General features: G+C 34.4%; 12 protein-coding genes. 8 read left to right on the forward strand and 4 right to left on the reverse strand.

The window, feature by feature from the left end; all coding sequences use genetic code 11:
* Window positions 1-12 precede the first annotated feature (12 nt).
* The 6 genes from VOI54_RS12310 to VOI54_RS12335 all read left to right on the forward strand — a co-directional run bounded on the left by VOI54_RS12310 (window position 13) and on the right by VOI54_RS12335 (window position 7633).
* Window positions 13-3246: a S41 family peptidase gene (locus tag VOI54_RS12310; protein ID WP_326283091.1), complete on the forward strand. Its 3234-nt coding sequence runs from the start codon at window positions 13-15 to the stop codon at window positions 3244-3246.
* A gap of 9 nt (window positions 3247-3255) precedes the next feature.
* The gene (locus VOI54_RS12315; RefSeq protein WP_326283092.1) at window positions 3256-4485 is read left to right on the forward strand and encodes an Nramp family divalent metal transporter; all 1230 of its coding nucleotides are present in this window, start codon (window positions 3256-3258) and stop codon (window positions 4483-4485) included.
* 2 nt (window positions 4486-4487) lie between these two features.
* A complete protein-coding gene (pxpA, locus tag VOI54_RS12320) occupies window positions 4488-5225 on the forward strand; it encodes a 5-oxoprolinase subunit PxpA (protein ID WP_326283093.1) in 738 nt (245 codons plus the stop codon).
* 4 nt (window positions 5226-5229) lie between these two features.
* Entirely contained in the window at window positions 5230-5961 is a 732-nt protein-coding gene (gene pxpB, locus VOI54_RS12325; RefSeq protein WP_326283094.1) for a 5-oxoprolinase subunit PxpB, read from the forward strand.
* The gene (locus VOI54_RS12330; RefSeq protein WP_326283095.1) at window positions 5954-6808 is read left to right on the forward strand and encodes a 5-oxoprolinase subunit C family protein; all 855 of its coding nucleotides are present in this window, start codon (window positions 5954-5956) and stop codon (window positions 6806-6808) included. The genes pxpB and VOI54_RS12330 overlap by 8 nt, the downstream gene beginning before the upstream one ends.
* A gap of 63 nt (window positions 6809-6871) precedes the next feature.
* A complete protein-coding gene (locus tag VOI54_RS12335) occupies window positions 6872-7633 on the forward strand; it encodes a DUF6503 family protein (RefSeq protein WP_326283096.1) in 762 nt (253 codons plus the stop codon).
* 49 nt (window positions 7634-7682) lie between these two features.
* On the opposite strand, the gene deoD is transcribed toward VOI54_RS12335, so the two are convergent.
* From deoD to clpB, 4 genes are all read right to left on the reverse strand, one after another.
* The gene (deoD, locus tag VOI54_RS12340) at window positions 7683-8381 is read right to left on the reverse strand and encodes a purine-nucleoside phosphorylase (RefSeq protein WP_326283097.1); all 699 of its coding nucleotides are present in this window, start codon (window positions 8379-8381) and stop codon (window positions 7683-7685) included.
* Window positions 8382-8388: 7 nt separating this feature from the next.
* On the reverse strand, window positions 8389-9057 hold the full coding sequence (gene deoC / locus VOI54_RS12345) for a deoxyribose-phosphate aldolase (RefSeq protein ID WP_326283098.1): 669 nt from the start codon (window positions 9055-9057) through the stop codon (window positions 8389-8391).
* A 144-nt stretch (window positions 9058-9201) separates the two neighbouring features.
* Window positions 9202-9945: a deoxyribose-phosphate aldolase gene (gene deoC, locus VOI54_RS12350; protein WP_326283099.1), complete on the reverse strand. Its 744-nt coding sequence runs from the start codon at window positions 9943-9945 to the stop codon at window positions 9202-9204.
* Between the two features lie 358 nt (window positions 9946-10303).
* Entirely contained in the window at window positions 10304-12910 is a 2607-nt protein-coding gene (clpB, locus tag VOI54_RS12355) for an ATP-dependent chaperone ClpB (protein ID WP_326283100.1), read from the reverse strand.
* Window positions 12911-13136: 226 nt separating this feature from the next.
* Here clpB and ytxJ point away from each other — a divergent pair, with 226 nt between their 5' ends.
* On the forward strand, window positions 13137-13526 hold the full coding sequence (gene ytxJ, locus VOI54_RS12360) for a bacillithiol system redox-active protein YtxJ (RefSeq protein WP_326283101.1): 390 nt from the start codon (window positions 13137-13139) through the stop codon (window positions 13524-13526).
* A 76-nt stretch (window positions 13527-13602) separates the two neighbouring features.
* Complete coding sequence (locus VOI54_RS12365) at window positions 13603-15390, forward strand: DUF885 domain-containing protein (protein WP_326283102.1); 1788 nt, start codon at window positions 13603-13605, stop codon at window positions 15388-15390.
* Window positions 15391-15415 lie beyond the last annotated feature (25 nt).

The following is a 15415-nucleotide window of genomic DNA, read 5'->3' on the forward strand; positions in this document are numbered from 1 at the left end:
ACTACCAAAAAAATGAAATTATCTTCAAAGTTAATTGCAGTCTTTACTTTGGCTGTAACCACAAGTTTTGCCCAAAACCTCCTAATAAATTTTCCTTCAATCAGCCCAGACGGACAAACCATTGCTTTTAATTATCAGGGTGATATTTGGACATCAAATATAAATGGAAAAAACGCAAAGCGTATTACCATACATGAAGCTTATGACACTAAACCGGTTTGGAGCCCAGATGGAAAATCCATTGCATTTCAAAGTGACAGATATGGTAATAATGATATTTATGTAATACCATCAGATGGAGGCTTACCAAAACGATTGACCTTTCATTCTGCTACAGATATTATTACGGACTATACTGCAAATGGAGACATTCTGTTTTCAACAAGGCGAAATTTTGTACAGGTAGAACGGGAATATGAAACGCATAAAGTCAATGAAAAAGGAGGCACTCCAAGCAGGTATTTATCTGCAGTAGGTTTTGATGCTACTTTGTCACCAAACGGAAAATATGTAGCCTTTACACGGGGTACTTGTAGGTTGGAAAGAGAAGCATATAATGGTCCTGCAAATAGAGATTTGTGGCTGTATATTATAGAAAGTGATAAGTATGTTCAACTTACAGATTTTGGAGGAAACGATTTCTATCCGCAATGGGGAGATGATAGTACTATTTACTTTCAATCTTCAAGAAGTGGGAAGTATAATGTACATAAACTTAAAATTAATAAAGTAGGAGAGATTCAAGGAAACGTTTCTCAAGTAAGTTCTTTTAAGGATATGGGCATTTTTTCATTTCAGATTAGTAGAAATGGAAAAGACATTATTTTGGCTAAGGGTGACCAGGTTTTTACTATTGATACAGCTACAAAGTCACAAAAAGAAATTAAAATTGAAATAGCCTCAGATTATAGATTTGACCCTGTAGTTCATAAAACCTATAGTAGTAACGCCAGTGATATAGCCGTATCACCTAACGGGAAGCAAATGGCGATAACTATAAGAGGAGAGATTTTTATAAGGAATACAGATAAAGATAAAAAGCGAACAGTGAACGTGTCTAAGTCTGCATTTAGAGACAGAATGCCAACCTGGCTAAATGACAGTACACTTGTTTTTATTTCGGATAGAGAAGGGCAAAACGATATGTTTTTGGTGAAATCTGATGATGGTAAAGAATCAGATGTATTAAAAACGTTAAAACATAAAATAGTAAGACTGACCAAAACAGAAGAACAAGAAAGTAACCCAGTGCTTTCCCCTGATGGTAAATCTATTGCTTTTAACAGAGGGCGAGGAAAATTGATTGTAGCTAGTATTGATGAGAAAGGAAAACTATCAAACGAAAAAATATTATTAGATGGCTGGGATTTACCAAGAGGTGTGGCATGGTCACCGGATTCTAAATGGTTGGCCTATAGTTTAAATGACTTAGATTTTAATGGAGAAATATATGTTCATAAAGCAGATAATTCCCGTAAACCGGCAAATATTTCAATGCATCCAAAACAAGACAGAAATCCGGTTTGGAGTCCCGATGGGAAAAAATTAATGTTTTCATCAAATAGAAATAATGGAGATTATGATGTTTGGTTTACCTGGCTGAAAAAAACAGATTGGGAAAAGACAACACAAGACTGGGATGAAGAATCAGATGATAAGAAGAAAGAGTCTAAATCAGATAAAAAAGATAAGAACGATAAGAAAAATAAGGAAGAAAAGGATAAGATTGAAGATGTGGTCATTGATTTTCAGGATATTCATGAACGTCAGGTTCAGGTAACATCATTTGTAGGAGGTGAATTTGGTCAGCTATTATCAAAAGATTCAAAAACCATTTACTATACAACAGGTAATGGTAGTAGAGGCGATGCTGATGTGGAGTCCGATTTGTTCAAAATAAAATGGAATGGTAAGGATAGAAAGGCCATTACCTCTAAAAATAGCAGGCCTTCAAATATTACATCAGATAAGAAGCTATCTAAAATATACTTAACTAAGAGCCGTGGAAGCTTGTCTTATATAAGTTTATCTAATGATAAGTCTGAACCATTATCCTTTACGGCTAAAATGGATATAGATTATCACAATGAGTCTAAGCAAATATTTAATGAAGCTTGGAGTGCCATCAATGAAGGGTTTTATGATCCGGATTTCCATGGTCAGAATTGGAAAAACCTTAGAAAAAAATATGAACCATTAGCTTTAAAAGCCTCTACACGTACAGATTTTCAAATGATGTTTAACTGGATGTTAGGGCAAATTAATGCGAGTCATATGGGACTTTATGGAACAGAAACCAGAGAAACGGTTCAAAGAGAAAGAACAGGATTGTTAGGCGTTGAATTTGATGTGATGCCAAACGGTCAATTGAAAGTAGTTTCAGTGGTTCCTAATATGCCCGGGGATAGAAGCACAAGTAAATTATTTTTAGGAGATGTTGTAATGGGAGTTAATGGCACAAAACTTGGAAAAACCACAAATATGTATAGCCTGCTGGAAGGTACATCAGATGATAAAATTTATTTAGAAGTAAATAGAGGAGGAAATACTCTGGATGTTGTTATGAGGCCCAAAAGTAGTAATCGTGTAGAGAACTATAATGCTTGGGTAAAAACGCGTAAACAGTTAACGAATAAATTTTCTAATGGTAGATTAGGATATATTCATATTCAAGGCATGAACTGGACCAGTTTTGAGCGCTTTGAAAGAGAACTTACAGCAGCAGGACTTGGCAAGGAAGGGATTGTTATTGACGTTCGTTATAATGGCGGTGGATGGACAACTGATTATCTAATGGCAGTACTTAATGTTAAGCAGCATGCTTATACCGTTCCCAGAGGAGCAGCAAAAAACTTGAAAACAGAGCATACCAAATTTAAAAACCACTATCCGTTTAGTGAGCGTTTACCTTTGGCATCATGGACAAAACCTTCCATAGCATTGTGTAATCAAAATAGTTATTCAAACGCTGAAATTTTTTCACATGCGTATAAAGCTTTAGGATTGGGAACATTAGTTGGTGTGCCAACTTTTGGGGCGGTTATCTCTACAGGAGGAACAGGATTAATAGATGGATCTTATGTCCGTATGCCTTTTAGGGGGTGGTACGTAAAGGAAACAAGTCAAAATATGGAATTAGGCCCCGCTCAACCGGATATTGAAGTATTTAATAAACCTGATGATAAAGCAAAAAATAAAGATACACAGTTAAAAAGAGCTGTTGACGAGTTGTTAAGTCAGTTATAAAAATCCTTTTTGAAACACATATTTAAAAATATAGGCCCGGGCCCACTGGTAGCTGCTGCTTTTATAGGCCCGGGAACGGTTACCGTTTGTACCTTGGCTGGTGTAGGTTTTGGGTATGCTTTACTTTGGGCCATGGTTTTATCTGTGGTAGCCACTATTGTTCTACAGGAAATGACGGCCAGACTGGGTATTATATCACAAAAAGGCTTGTCTCGGATTATTAGAGAGGAAATTAAACACCCCGTTTTAAAAATTATAGCTATAGTTTTGATATTATCGGCTATTGTTCTTGGTAATGCTGCCTATGAAGCAGGAAATATTAGCGGCGGTGTACTGGGGCTGGAAGCTATTATTGGGGTTCAAAGTATTAATTTTAATGGATTTTCATTTAATCTGTTGAGCTTTTTAATTGGAGCAATTGCATTTGGGTTATTGTATATTGGGAATTATAAAATACTTGAAAAGGTTTTAGTATCATTGGTTATTTTGATGAGCCTTGCATTTTTATTGACCGCCATAATTACCAAACCAAATATTTCTGAAATTTTAAAGGGCGCTTTTGTACCCAATATTTCAAAAGGTAATTTGCTTACCGTTATAGCAATAATAGGTACTACGGTTGTACCCTATAATCTTTTTTTACATGCTTCATTAGTAAAGGAAAAATGGAAAAATGTAAATGATTTACAACTGGCCAGAAAAGACACCTTTATAGCGATTGTTCTTGGTGGTTTGGTTTCTATGTGCATAATTATTTCTGCAGCTTCTATTCAAACTACAGACATTCAAAGTGTAACAGATTTGGCCCAGGGCTTAGAACCTCTGTTTGGAAGTTTTGCCAAGTATTTTTTGGCTGTTGGATTATTTGCTGCGGGAATAACCAGCGCTATTACAGCGCCTTTGGCAGCGGCATATGTAGCTAATGGATGTTTAGGTTGGACCACTAATATGAAGTCAGCGAGATTTAGATTTGTTTGGGCATTTATTATAATTTTAGGAATCTTAGTGTCATCTTTAGGAATTAAACCAATCAAAATTATAAAATTTGCACAAGTAGCAAATGGAATTTTGTTACCGGTAATAGCTGCCTTTTTGATTTGGGTTATGAATAAATCCTCTGTTTTGGGGAGTCATAAAAACACTTTAAAGCAGAATATTTTTGGCTTTATTATTTTATTAATTAGTATATTGTTATCACTTGCTACCTTAAATAAAGTATTTGAGCTGAACATATTTTAATAATGCCGGAAAGTATTGATATAAATGTAGATGTGGGAGAAGGAATAGGGAATGAATCCTTATTAATGCCTTATATTTCTTCATGTAATATAGCTTGTGGTGGTCATGCGGGAGATTTTGAAACCATGAAAACTGTAGTGGGGTTAGCCAAGCAGCATCGTGTAAAAATAGGAGCACATCCTTCATTTCCTGATAAAGTACATTTTGGAAGAAAAAAAATGGATATGCCTTGTGTGGCTTTGTATACTTCGATAAAAAATCAGATTACGGATTTAGTCACAGTATTAAAAGAAGCGCATATACAACTTCATCATGTAAAACCTCATGGTGCTTTATATAATTTAGCGGCAGTTGACGAAAAAGTAGCCAATGTTGTTGTGGAAGTGATGAAAGGGTTAATGCTTCGTGCAAAACTTTATGTGCCTTATAACTCTGTGATTGCAGAAGTGGCCAAAAAGAACAATATTCCCATCACCTATGAAGCTTTTGCTGATAGAAATTATAATGAGGATTTGACCTTGGTTTCAAGAACAGAAAAAAAAGCTTTAATAGAAGATGTAGAAGTTATGTTTGAGCATGTTTACTCTGTACTCTCATCTGAAAAAATAAAAACAATATCCGGCAAATTAATTAATATAAAAGCAGAAACATTTTGTGTTCATGGAGATAATCCCAAAGCAGTTAGTTTGATTTCGGGGTTATCAAAACGACTTGAATCAAAGGGTGTGAAAATTAGATAGTCCAATGCGTTTTAATCTTTCATACAAACCTTTTGGTGAACGTGCTATTTTGATTGAATGGCCTTCAGAAATTAGTAAAACTGTCTTATCTGATATTCTTTTTTTTAAAGAAAACATCAAGAAACATAAGCTTGGTTCAATTGTTGAAATACGATCAGCGTATAATTCATTGTTGGTTATTTATAATGACGATACGTTCTCTTTTGAAGAAGAGATCAGCTTGCTGGAGATTATATATAGTTCCAATAAGTTATCAAAAGAGAGTCCGTCAAAACTATGGAAGATTCCGGTTTGCTACGAGGATCATTTTGCTTTGGATTTAGATGTTATGTCCGAAGCAAAGCAAATGTCAAAAGCGAAAATAGTTAAGCTACATTCAGAAACTGTATATACCGTTTACTTCATTGGTTTTTTACCGGGTTTTTTGTATTTGGGCGGATTGGATGAACGCTTAGTTGCTCCAAGAAAAGGAACACCCAGAATGAAAATAAAAAAAGGGGCTGTAGCTATAGGAGGAAGCCAAACGGGTGTGTATCCAAATGAAAGCCCCGGAGGTTGGAATATTATAGGTAATTCTCCAATAGATTTTTTTAACTCTAAAAATGAAATACCATGTTTTGCTAAAGCAGGAGATAGTATTCAATTTTATGAGATTTCATTTGAAGAATATAATACGATCAAAACCTTGGTTGATGCAGGAGTTTACCAAATAGAAAATGAGGTCTTAAATGATTAAAGTGCTACATTCCGGATTTTATTCAACCATTCAAGATTTAGGAAGGAATGGCTATCAGGAGTATGGCGTACCATATTCTGGTGCAATGGATCAATATGCAGCTTCTATGGCTAATGCTTTACTTGGGAATACATTGGATTCTGCAGTCATTGAGGTGACCATGACCGGGGCAACATTGCAATTTCAAAATGAGACATGTATTTGCTTAACCGGTGCGGATATGAACCCCAAAGTAAATGATATAAATGTATTGAATTATAAGGTAATAAGTATCAAAACTGGTGATGTTTTAAGTTTTGGACGGTTAAAAAGTGGTTTTCGTACTTACATAGCCGTATTAGGAGGCTTTAATACTGAAACTGTTATGAATAGCAGAAGTATGTATAAAGGTATAACCAGTCAACATAAATTAAATAAAGGCGATGAATTAAGTATAGCTATTAATGATATTGTTTTTGACAACAAGCATGCAGTTTTGAAAGTGAATAAGGCGTATTTATCTAAATTTGAAATAACGGTATTTAAAGGCCCGGAGTTTAATTTTCTAACCCAAACACAACAACATAAATTACTAACATCAAGCTTCACTATTTCTAATAATAACAATAGAATGGCATACCAACTTGAAGAGGTTATTGAGAATACCTTAGACGCCATTATTACGGCTCCTGTATTACCTGGAACCGTTCAATTAACCCCTTCAGGTAAACTTATTGTTTTAATGCGGGATTGTCAAACAACAGGAGGTTACCCAAGAGTATTACAACTTAAAGAATCTGCTTTAGATGTATTAGCGCAAAAACATACGGGTAAGTCCATTAATTTTACTTTAAACTCTAAAATTTAGTTAATGTTTAAAGATTTAGGTTAAGAATCCTTTAGTTTTCCGACAGATTTTAAAATTTTATATATGACCAAGCCATTACTTGTGTTTTCTGTGCTTTCTGTTTTGATATTTAATTGTAAACAAAGCCCTGTTCAAAATGCAAACCATATCACAGATAAATCTATTGAAATATCAGGAGGAGAACTACTTAAAAGATCTGCTGTCAAATTTGATTTTAGAGATAAGCACTATACAGCAATTAGAGACAACGGAAGCTTTGTTTTAGAGAGGACTTTTATAAATGATTCTGTTATAGTAGCAGATAAATTAAGTAATAATGGATTTGAAAGATTGGTTGACAATAAGCCTGCAAAAATCCCGGACAGTATGATTCCAAGGTATTCTGCATCTGTGAATTCCGTACATTATTTTTCAGTATTGCCATACGGGTTAAATGATGCTGCTGTTAATAAAGATTATATAGGGAAGGCTACGGTAAAAAATGAAAACTATCATAAAATAAAAGTGACTTTTAACCAGGAAGGCGGTGGTGAAGATTTTGAAGATGTTTTTGTTTATTGGGTTAATTCTAAAAATTACAAAGTAGATTATCTGGCGTATTCATATAGTGAAAGTCATGGTATTGGTTTGCGTTTCAGGGAAGCCTATAACGAACGTTTTGTTAAAGGAATAAGATTTGTTGATTATAATAATTTTAGATCGGCTGACACTAATATTAAGTTGGAAGAATTGGATATGTTTTTTGAAAAAGGACAATTGGAATTGCTTTCCAAGATAGAACTTAAAAATATTGAAGTCAATCTATTGTCAGTACCTGATGCGTGATTGTATTATTAATAGTCACTATGTATAAATTTCCGTTGTTGTTATCATTTTAGGCTAATGATAGAGCTATTTTAATCATATTATTAAATGTGGTTTCCCGCTCTTTGGCAGAAGTACGTTTGCCGGTAACCAATGAATCTGAAATAGTTAAAACAGAGAGCGCCTTTACGTTATGTTTAGCAGCAATTGTATATAATCCGGCTGATTCCATTTCAACGCAAAGTACTCCAAATTTTGACCATTTTTTATAAGACTCAAAATCATCAGCATAGAACTCGTCAGAGGTAAAAACGTTACCGGCTTTTATGGGGATATTCTTTGATTTTGCAGCGTCAACCGCTTTTTGAAATAATTCAAAGTTAGCAGTAGGGGCATAATCTGCACCGTTAAAGCGAAGCTCATTAAGCCCAGAGTTTGATGAAGCTGCCATGGCTAGAACAATGTCTCTAATTTTGATATGTTCCTGATAGGAACCTGCACTACCTACCCGAATTAAGTTTTTAACATTATAGTCTGTGATGAGTTCATGAGCATATATTGAAATTGATGGTACTCCCATACCTGTACCCATAACAGAAACCGGCTTACCCTGATAGGTCCCCGTATACCCAAACATATTTCTAACTTTATTAAAACAAAATGGGTTTTCTAAATAGGTTTCAGCTATCCATTTTGCTCGTAACGGATCACCCGGAAGTAGAATAGTTTCAGCTATGTCTCCTTTTTTTGCTTCAATATGTACACTCATAGAATCTTTAATAATTTGAATTAGAAGCAGCTGTTCCTGTAACTATAGCAATGCCTGATGATGTGCCTAATCGGTCAACTCCCATATTGATATATTCTAAAGCTGTTTTGGTATCCCTAATACCACCTGATGCTTTTATTTTAATACATTTCTGACAAACACTTTTCATAAGTTTAATGTCATTTTTTGTAGCGCCTTCAGTTCCAAATCCGGTTGAGGTCTTAATAAAATCGGCTCCACTTTGAACAGCCAATTCGCTGGCTTTAATGATTTCAATTTCTTCAAGATAACAGGTTTCTAAAATAACTTTTAATATGTTATTAGGCATGATCTGTTTTACCGCTTCAATATCTTTCCAGACGCCATCAAAGTCTTTGCTTTTCAATAAACCAATGTTGATAACCATATCAATTTCATCAGCACCATTTTTTAAAGCATCAGAAGCTTCTGCTACCTTGGCTGCAGTACTCATTGCCCCTAAAGGAAAACCAATAACTGTACAAACTTTTACATTGGAATTCTTTAAAGTGTCTTTAGCCAGGGAAACATAACTGCTATTTACACATACTGAGAAAAAGTTATATTGTTTGGCTTCTTCACAGAGCTGAATAATATCATTTTTTGTAGCCGTGGCTTTTAAAAGCGTGTGGTCAATAAAATTATTAAAAGGACTCATATTATGTTAAACCTTTGAGTTTTGTGAATAATAACAAAGCGAATATCTGAATATCTGACAGCAGGTCTTTCAAAGGTATTAACAAATATCTGTTTTTACTACTTTTTAGGATGTAAAAAATAGATTGTTACAATATGCTATAAACTATTTAGGAACTTCAGAACTTATGTGTTCAATAATATCACATTCAGGCCTTTTAACGGTTTCTAAATAGTGCTTATAGATTTTGTTGTTTCTATCCAGTTGAGTATTGATTGATGGGGCAATAGCTGTTGAAGTTCCGATTCTGTCTGCTCCTGCTTCCAGGTACTTAATAACACTGTCCGGGTCATTAATATCTCCGGTTGCTTTTATTTTTGCAAAATCCCTGATAGTTTTCTTAATGATTTTTACGGCAGTTAATGTTGCACCACTTTTAGAAAACCCTGTAGAGGTTTCAATAAAATCAGCTTTTCCATCCAGGCAAATTTCACTGGCTTTAATGATCTCATTTTTGTTCAGTTCTGAGATCTCAATAATAACTTTTAAAGGCGTTTTACCTATAGCTAATTTAACATCGGTGATATCTTTTAAAATAGATAAATAATTCTTGCTTTTTAGTAAACCTAAATTAATAACCATACCAATTTCATCTGCACCGTCATTAATGGCTTGTTCTGCCTCATAAACTTTTACTTTTGTAGGAACGGCACCCAGAGGAAAACCTACTACGGTAGCTATTTTAATTTTAGATTCTGGAAGTATATGCTTTGCCAGAGCCACGTAAGAACTGTTTACACAGATACTGTGATAATTGTTTTCATTTGCTTTTTCACAAAGTTGAATTATATCGCGCTCTGTAGCCTTAGATTCTAATAAAGTATAGTCTATGTATGAAGTAATGTTCATAGTTATAAGTAGGTTTTTTAGATGTTATTGTATTTTTTGGTCTAAATACTGAAACTTGATTAAAATTTATGTAGTGTTTGGGACAACTTACATTATAGCTAAGCTATAAATAAAAAAAAGCATATAACTGCATCTTTGATATTTTTAGATTAACGGTATGTGATGTATGTAAATCATAGAATTCTTACGGAAATATTTTATTATGTAATCTTTTTTTATTAAATACTTAGAGAGTGAACCCTAAAACTAAAGAAAAAGCAATAATCACCTCAAAAAGAGATTCATATTGCTTTTTCAACTAACCAACCAATTAATAGACTATCTGTAAATTGTTTTGTTACAAATAATCGTATTTATTTTAAAATTCTTCGGCAACCAGGTCACTTTGGTTTCTAAAAACCAGTTTATCGTCAAATGCATCTAATAAAATGATGCTGTCTGTAGTTATTTTACCGGCTAATATTTCCTTACTCAGAGCGTTTAAAACCTCTTTTTGAATCACACGCTTTACAGGCCTTGCACCATATTCCGGATTATAGCCTTTATCAGCCAGATAACTAATGGCTTCAGGAGTGGCATCAAAGGTAATGCCTTGTTGAGCTATCATTTTAGTCACGTTTTTTAATTGTAAGCCAACTATGTCTACAATATTTTCTTTGCTTAGAGGAGTAAACATTACAGTATCATCAATTCGGTTTAAAAACTCCGGACGAACACTTTGTTTTAATAAGCCTAAAACCTCAATTTTTGCGGTTTCAATAGCCGTATCCATATCTTTAGTAGCTTCAAAGCGTTCCTGAATTATGGAACTTCCTATGTTTGAAGTCATAATTATAATGGTATTTTTAAAATTAGCCGTACGTCCTTTGTTATCTGTTAAATGCCCTTCGTCCAAAACTTGTAATAAGACATTAAAGGTATCGGGATGTGCTTTTTCAATTTCATCTAATAAAACAACAGAGTAGGGTTTGCGTCTCACGGCTTCGGTAAGTTGTCCACCTTCATCATAGCCCACATATCCCGGAGGGGCTCCAACCAATCTGCTCACTGCATGACGCTCCTGGTATTCACTCATATCTATTCTGGTCATGGCACTTTCGTCATCAAACAAATATTCAGCTAACGCTTTTGCAAGTTCAGTTTTACCTACCCCTGTGGTTCCTAAAAATAAAAAGGTTCCAATAGGTTTTTGTGGGTTTTGCAGACCGGCACGACTTCTCCTAACAGCATCACTTACAGCTTCAATAGCTTCTTCCTGGCCAACTACACGTTTGTGCAACTCACTTTCTAACTTCAAAAGTTTTTCACGTTCACTTTGTATCATTTTAGTAACCGGAATACCGGTCCATTTAGCTACAACTTCAGCAATATCATCATAAGTTACTTCTTCTTTTATTAAAGCGTTTTCAGATTGTTCTTGTAATTTTTGCTGAAATATTTCCAGTTGCTCTTGTGCCTCTTTGATTTTTCCATAACGTAATTCAGCTACTTTTCCGTAGTCCCCTTCACGTTCTGCTTTTTCAGCCTCCAGTTTATAGTTTTCAATGTTTTGTTTTGTGTTTTGAATATTGTCAACAACCTCCTTTTCACTTTTCCATTTCGCATTAATCTCGTTTCTGGTGTCCTTAATATTCGCCAAATCAGATCGAAGTGATTTTAGTTTGCTTTCATCCTTTTCCCGTTTAATGGCCTCAATTTCAATTTCCAGTTGCATGATTTTTCTATCAAAAACATCCAGTTCCTCAGGTTTTGAATTGATTTCCATTCTCAATTTAGATGCGGCTTCGTCCATAAGGTCAATAGCCTTATCCGGTAAAAACCTGTTGGTGATATATCTTGTAGAAAGCTCCACAGCCCCTATAATGGCTTCATCTTTTATACGAACCTTGTGGTGGGTTTCATATTTTTCTTTAATGCCTCTAAGGATAGAGATAGCACTTTCATTATCAGGTTCATCAACCATTACTTTTTGGAAACGACGCTCTAAAGCTTTGTCTTTTTCAAAGTACTTTTGATATTCATCCAGTGTTGTAGCGCCTACGGCTCTTAGTTCACCACGTGCTAAAGCAGGTTTAAGAATATTGGCGGCATCCATAGCCCCTTGTCCACCACCGGCACCAACAAGCGTGTGAATTTCATCAATAAACAGAACAATATCACCATCGCTGGTAGTTACCTCTTTGATTACGGCTTTTAGACGTTCTTCAAACTCACCTTTGTATTTGGCGCCCGCAATAAGCGCTCCCATATCCAGGGCAAAAATTTGTTTGTCCTTTAGATTTTCAGGAATATCACCATCAATTATTCTATGAGCTAAGCCTTCAGCTATAGCTGTTTTACCGGTTCCGGGTTCACCTACTAAAATGGGGTTGTTTTTAGTTCTTCTGGATAAAATTTGAAGAATCCTTCTTATTTCTTCATCTCTTCCAATCACCGGATCCAGCTTACCGTCTTTTGCTAACTGATTTAAGTTCTTAGCGTATTTGTTTAAGGAATTATAAGTGTCTTCCTGGCTTTGTAAAGTGACATTTTCACCTTTGCGAAGTTCATTAATTGCTAAGGTCAATCCTTTTTCAGTAACACCCTGATCTTTTAGCATTTGGGCTATTTTACTTTTAGATTTAAAAACAGCTAAAATTAAATGCTCAATAGATACATAATCATCTTTCATTTTTTTTGCAATGATTGATGCTTCGTTTAAGCTTTTTCCGGCTTCACGGGAAAGCATAAGATCTGTTCCAGAAACCTTAGAAAAACTTTCAATTTGTTTGTCTAATGCCTGCTCTAAAATAGCAACATTTACATGTAACTTTTTAAGGATGAATGGTAATACGTTTTCATCAACTTTAAAAATACCTTTAAAAAGATGTTCGTTTTCTATTTGTTGGTGGCCATAACCCTGGGCAATCTGTTGAGCTTGCTGTATGGCCTCTTGTGATTTAATTGTATAATTATTTAAGTTCATTTATTTTCTTTTTCTATTCCTATGTTTAAATTAGGACGTTATTAGTTTACATTTACAGTCAGATTAAGTCAATAATCTTACCAATAAGAATAGTAAGACAAAATGTCGCGTAGCCCTTTGTTTTTGGTGACTTTTTGTCTGTATGTAAGATTCAGGATTAGTTTCGACTTAGTTATAGTTACATAGTAATGAACAACTTTTCAGAAATGAAAACTATTAAAAGAACATGGGATTATTAAATAAAATATTTGGGGGTTCATCTGAACCAAAAGAAGAAAAAGTACTGCCTTGGATTGCTCTAAATGATTTGAATCAATTAGAGGAAATTAACGTTAAATCTAAAGCAAAGACACAGGTTATCTTTAAACATTCTACCCGTTGTGGGATAAGTAGAATGGTAATAAATCATTTTATAGAGGCTTATAATTTTTCAGAAGATGATTTAGATCTGTATTTTTTAGATATTCTAAATTACAGGAATATATCTAATGAGGTTAGTTATAAGTTTCAGGTTATACATGAATCTCCGCAATTGTTAGTTATAAGTAATGGGGAAGTAGTTGAGCATGCTTCTCATGGAGCTATTAACGATGTGAGCTTAGAAGAGTATATTTAAAATATAAAATTGTAAGTAAGAAATAAAGAAAAAAGAAATTTATATATTTATCTCTTTATTTAAATTAATGTTTGAAATGAAAAACGTACTATTCTCTGTTATTTTATTACTATCCGTTACAGCTTGTAAACAAGACACACAAAAAGAAAAAGTTAAATCTAATAAGCCCGATATTGGTTTTGAAAAGCTTCTAAAAAACTATAATAAGGAAGGCTTGGCCTTTGATGTTATGAAGGCAACTAATGCCGGCGACTCAAGATTTAATGATAAATTTCCTGATTTTTTATCAAAAGCGTTTAAAGAAGAAAAAAGGACATATTATACACAATTCAAAAATGCTTTACAGAATATTGATGACTCTCAGTTAACTGAAACCGAAAAGATGAGTAAAGCGGTTTTGGCTTGGGATATAGATATTAATTTGGAGGCAATGAGTTTTAAAAAAGATTTAATGCCTATTGACCAAATGTGGTCAAAAAATTTAGATTTTAATCAATATGCAGGGGGGACAAATGCACAGCCTTTTAAAACAGTTCAGGATTATAAAAACTGGTTAAAACGTGTTGATGACTATTTAGTATGGCTGGAATCTGCTAAAAAAAATATGACGCAAGGAGTAGAGGAGGGCTATGTTTTACCGGCATCACTTATAGTAAAGGTTATTCCACAATTTGAAGGTTTGTCAAAAGGAAAGACTGCTGAACATTTGTATTATTCGCCAATTGATATTATGCCAGATACCTTTTCAAAAGAAGACCGTGACATGCTTACAAAAGCTTATACAGATATGGTAGAAAATAAGGTAATGCCCGTACATAAACGTATGGCTGAGTTTTTAAACACTAAGTATTTACCGGAAGGAAGAGCAACAAGCGGGATATCTGAAACACCGCTAGGTGAAGCTTATTATACGCACCAGATAAAGAAGTATACCACCACTACCATGACGGCCAATGAGATTCATGAATTAGGCTTAAGTGAGGTTGCCAGAATTCGCTCTGAAATGGAATCAGTAAAGAAAGAGGTTGGGTTTGAAGGCGACTTAAATGCCTTTTTTAATCACGTAAGAACCAATAAAGATTTAATGCCTTTTACTGAGCGTTCTCAGGTGATTGCTTATTATGATAGTATACATAATGTGATGAAGCCACAGATTAATAAATTGTTTGGTAAGCAACCCAAAACACCGTTTGAAGTGAGACGCACAGAACCATTCAGAGAAAAGTCAGCGGCTGCCAATTATAGTGCGGGATCTTTAGACGGAACACGTCCGGGAATTTTTTATACCCCAATTCCTGATGTATTAAAATATAATGTTTTTGACAAGGAAGACTTGTTTTTACATGAAGCTATTCCCGGGCATCATTTTCAAATTTCTTTAGCACAGGAAAGCAAAGAACTACCGGATTTTAGAAAAACATTATGGTATAGTGCTTATGGTGAAGGTTGGGCACTTTACACTGAGTCTATGGGGAAAGAATTAGGTTTGTATAAAGATCCATATCAGTATTTCGGAATGTTAAGTTCTGAAATGCACAGAGCTATTAGATTGGTTGTAGATACAGGTATTCACGCCAAAGGATGGACAAGAGAGCAAGCTATTCAATATTCTTTGGAAAATGAGGCCGAGTCAGAAGAAGATATTATTAGCGAAATAGAACGCTATATGGCAAATCCGGGGCAGGCATTATCTTATAAAATTGGTCAATTAAAAATTATTGAACTTCGCAAAAGGGCAGAGGAGCAATTAAGTGATAAATTTGATATTAAAGAGTTCCATAATCAGGTGTTGGAAACGGGTTGTATTCCTTTGCAATTATTAGAAGAAAAAATAGAGTCATGGATTGCATCTTATCAAGGTTAAGCTATATGGTGGCTGGAACATAGAA

Source organism: Alterotamlana spongicola, from assembly GCF_035818475.1.
Taxonomy (GTDB): Bacteria; Bacteroidota; Bacteroidia; order Flavobacteriales; family Flavobacteriaceae; genus Cognatitamlana.

What these genes read in the sequence shown, in the direction of transcription:
- VOI54_RS12310 (WP_326283091.1), top strand. Translation starts at nt 13, where the DNA reads ATGAAATTATCTTCAAAGTTAATTGCAGTCTTTACTTTGGCTGTAACC.
- pxpA (WP_326283093.1), top strand. Translation starts at nt 4,488, where the DNA reads ATGCCGGAAAGTATTGATATAAATGTAGATGTGGGAGAAGGAATAGGG.
- pxpB (WP_326283094.1), top strand. Translation starts at nt 5,230, where the DNA reads ATGCGTTTTAATCTTTCATACAAACCTTTTGGTGAACGTGCTATTTTG.
- VOI54_RS12330 (WP_326283095.1), top strand. Translation starts at nt 5,954, where the DNA reads ATGATTAAAGTGCTACATTCCGGATTTTATTCAACCATTCAAGATTTA.
- VOI54_RS12335 (WP_326283096.1), top strand. Translation starts at nt 6,872, where the DNA reads ATGACCAAGCCATTACTTGTGTTTTCTGTGCTTTCTGTTTTGATATTT.
- deoD (WP_326283097.1), bottom strand. Translation starts at nt 8,381, where the DNA reads ATGAGTGTACATATTGAAGCAAAAAAAGGAGACATAGCTGAAACTATT.
- deoC (WP_326283098.1), bottom strand. Translation starts at nt 9,057, where the DNA reads ATGAGTCCTTTTAATAATTTTATTGACCACACGCTTTTAAAAGCCACG.
- deoC (WP_326283099.1), bottom strand. Translation starts at nt 9,945, where the DNA reads ATGAACATTACTTCATACATAGACTATACTTTATTAGAATCTAAGGCT.
- clpB (WP_326283100.1), bottom strand. Translation starts at nt 12,910, where the DNA reads ATGAACTTAAATAATTATACAATTAAATCACAAGAGGCCATACAGCAA.
- ytxJ (WP_326283101.1), top strand. Translation starts at nt 13,137, where the DNA reads ATGGGATTATTAAATAAAATATTTGGGGGTTCATCTGAACCAAAAGAA.
- VOI54_RS12365 (WP_326283102.1), top strand. Translation starts at nt 13,603, where the DNA reads ATGAAAAACGTACTATTCTCTGTTATTTTATTACTATCCGTTACAGCT.